At 37.3% G+C, this 3,079-nt stretch carries 2 protein-coding genes and 1 pseudogene; 1 reads left to right on the top strand and 2 read right to left on the bottom strand.

The window, feature by feature from the left end; translation table 11 throughout:
- Positions 1 to 597: 597 nt before the first annotated feature.
- The gene (gene thpR, locus BN338_RS04310) at positions 598 to 1,137 is read left to right on the top strand and encodes an RNA 2',3'-cyclic phosphodiesterase (RefSeq protein WP_039759378.1); all 540 of its coding nucleotides are present in this window, start codon (positions 598 to 600) and stop codon (positions 1,135 to 1,137) included.
- Between the two features lie 91 nt (positions 1,138 to 1,228).
- On the opposite strand, the gene grpE is transcribed toward thpR, so the two are convergent.
- Together grpE and hrcA are read right to left on the bottom strand one after the other, a co-directional pair.
- On the bottom strand, positions 1,229 to 1,897 hold the full coding sequence (gene grpE / locus BN338_RS04315) for a nucleotide exchange factor GrpE (protein WP_039759379.1): 669 nt from the start codon (positions 1,895 to 1,897) through the stop codon (positions 1,229 to 1,231).
- 125 nt (positions 1,898 to 2,022) lie between these two features.
- Positions 2,023 to 3,066, bottom strand: a pseudogene (hrcA, locus tag BN338_RS04320) (heat-inducible transcriptional repressor HrcA); the annotation flags it as partial.
- Positions 3,067 to 3,079: the final 13 nt, after the last annotated feature.

Below are 3,079 nucleotides of genomic sequence, written 5' to 3' on the forward strand. Positions count from 1 at the left end.
CAAAGATGATAGTCCTTAGAGAATAAGGACCTTCCATCATTATCTTGAATTTTGATTGCTTTTTCCGTTTTTATGCCAATATTAATATCCACTGTAGATTGGCACAATTATCATAAATTGTAATTGTTTGTCATAATTATATTATACAGAATTTTTTTTCCTAACATTATTTGGACAATTTAAATAGTTGTCCCATTATATCTGATCTGTTATCATGCTTAATATTTATAAATGATATCTTTACAATAAAGAAAAACTTTTACCCACACCGAATAAGCTACTTTCAAAATATAGCTGCAATAACATCATAAAGAATCTCTTAATTTTCTGGATCTTAAGCTAAACTTTTTGTATTTGTATAGAGAAAACACACGTATCTTCGCAATAAAACACATGTGAGTACGCTTATCATTGCCCCCATAAATATTCTTTTTTTTAAATTTCATAAGCTTTATTAACTCAATGCAATAATTATAGAGCAAACATTTTTTAGACATTATTTTTCTACACAATTGCCTTATCGTTATCGGTGTATTCATCTTTATTATTATCGGCCATTGTGCTTGCAGTGGCACTTTTTACTTCAAGGAGATAACCATGTCTCGTCTATTTAGTGCCCTTCAAATTCCTCAACAAACAACACAACAACTTATATCATTGCAAAACGGCTTACCAAATGCGCAGTGGATCAATCCGCAAAATTTTCATATCACTTTGTCTTTTTTCGGTGAAGTTGAAAGTTCTACAGCAGATGCACTTATGCACGCCTTTGACACAATAAAGCTCCCTCCTTTTATGCTACAAATGAAGGGTTTTGATATTTTTGGTTCAGAAAATGCTCCACATTCTCTTGTTATTCGTATTGAACCTTGTGAAACTCTCAATCTTTTACATGAAAAAATGCAATGTATTCGTGGTCATTTAAGACTAGCGCCTAATGAAAAACAATTTACTCCACATATTACTGTTGCACGATTACTCGATATTAAACCCGAAGATCTTCCTCTTTATCTGTCCTATCGGGGGGATTTTTCATTTTCTCCTTTTGAAGTTGATCATTTTGTTTTATTTTTATTACCATCTCCCTCAAGTGATGCACCATATATTGTAAAAGGGAATTGGCCACTTCAAAGGTAAAAGGGTGTTTGTAACACCCTTTAAAGCTCTTTGATTGAGATCCCATACATGCGAAATTGCAGGGAGTGCTGCATTTTACGTTGGAGTCTTGTTATTGATGTGAAGTCTTATCAATTTCAACAGAAGCTTCTTTTGTTCCTCCTTTGGTTACACCCACTATAGCTGGACGTAAAACCCTTTCCCCGATAATATAACCAGCCTGAACCACTTGTTGAACAGTGTTATCGGGAACATCGGCATTAGGAATTTCAAACATCGCTTGATGAAAGTGAGGATCAAATTTTTGCCCCTCTGGATGAATTTTCTGCACCCCATGACGTTCTAATGCTGCCATCATGGCGCGTTCAGTCATTTCAACACCTTCTGCCAATGATTTCAAACCAGCATCACTCTCCCGTGCACCTTCTGGAATCGCTTCCAAAGCACGATTGAGATTATCAGAAACAGATAACATATCCCGCGCAAAATTAGCAATGGAATAAGACCTTGCATCCGCTACATCACGCGCCGTACGGCGTCGAAGATTTTCCATATCGGCAGCAAGACGTAAAAGCTGATCTTTCAGCTCTTTATTTTCATCCTGCAAAGACGCTAAAGGATCAACCTCTTTATTTTCTTCTTCAACATCTTCGTGTGCTTCTGCTTTATGTGTTTTTAAAAATTCATCAGCTGCTTGTTTAAGTGTATTACGATCAGCTGGATTTTTTAAATCGCAATTTTCAAATGAAGCGTCAGTAAATTTGTTTTTTTCATCAGACATAAAAATTTTATTCCTTCATAAGATTTATTATTCTCGATATCGAAATTTTACAGACAAAAATCAAGAGGTACTGATGTACATTAATACAATGAGCTTTTATAGTACAAATACTTACCTATATCGTTTTAACGCAATAACTGTGATACAAGTTGAGCTGTATAATCAACCATGGGCACAATCCTTGCATAATTAAGCCGTGTAGGACCAATAACACCTAAAGCACCAATGACTCTTTGTTGTGAATCACGATAAGGTGCTACGACTAAAGAAGAACCAGAAAGTGAAAATAACTTATTTTCTGAACCAATAAAAATTCGAACCCCTGAACCTTCATCTGTTAAATCGAGAAGCTGTGCCATACTCTCACGCGTTTCAAGATCATCAAACAAATGGCGTAAACGTTCTAAATCTTCTTCTGCTTTCACATCTTCAAGCAAATTACTGCGTCCACGAACAATAAGATGTATTTTGTGATCAGCATCTTCTCCTCCCCAAAGAGCTAATCCCGTTTCAACAAGATGATGTGATAAATCATCAAGTGCAGCCCGTGTCTCTGCGCACAGACAAGCAATTTCTCCTTTAGCTTCACTCAATGTACGCCCTTGAATATGGGCATTGAGAAAATTCGTCGCTTCTGTCAATTGCGCATGGGTAACCCCTTCTGGCAAATGAACAATACGGTTTTCAACCTCTCCTTGTTGAGTCACCAAAACGGCAAGAGCATGCTCTCTATCAAGGCGCACAAATTCAATATGTTTCAATGTTCCTTCTTGTTTTGTTGCCAGAACAAGCCCTGCCCCACGGGAGAGATCTGAAAGAACTCGGCTTGCTTGAACAAGAAAATGTTCAACCGATTGTGCGTGACCAGCCTCTTTGACTTGCATTTCAATATTTTCTCGCTCTTCGTTTGGCAAATCACCTGCTTCCATAAATGCATCAACAAAAAAGCGTAAACCCGATTGAGTTGGCATTCGCCCTGCTGAAACATGCGGTGCATAAATCAAACCGAGATGCTCAAGATCACTCATCACATTGCGAATCGTCGCAGGTGATAATGTCTGTTGCAAAAGTCGCGAAAGATTGCGTGAACCTACAGGCTCACCATCATTAAGATAGGCTTCAACAATATGGCGAAAAATATCACGCGAACGTTCATCAAGATATTTTAGTCATTGTCAATCG

It is taken from the genome of Bartonella queenslandensis AUST/NH15, assembly GCF_000312585.1.
GTDB lineage: Bacteria > Pseudomonadota > Alphaproteobacteria > Rhizobiales > Rhizobiaceae > Bartonella > Bartonella queenslandensis_A.

Excerpts from the sequence above, each read along its gene's own strand:
- grpE (WP_039759379.1), bottom strand. The coding sequence starts at position 1,897 with ATGTCTGATGAAAAAAACAAATTTACTGACGCTTCATTTGAAAATTGC.
- thpR (WP_039759378.1), top strand. The coding sequence starts at position 598 with ATGTCTCGTCTATTTAGTGCCCTTCAAATTCCTCAACAAACAACACAA.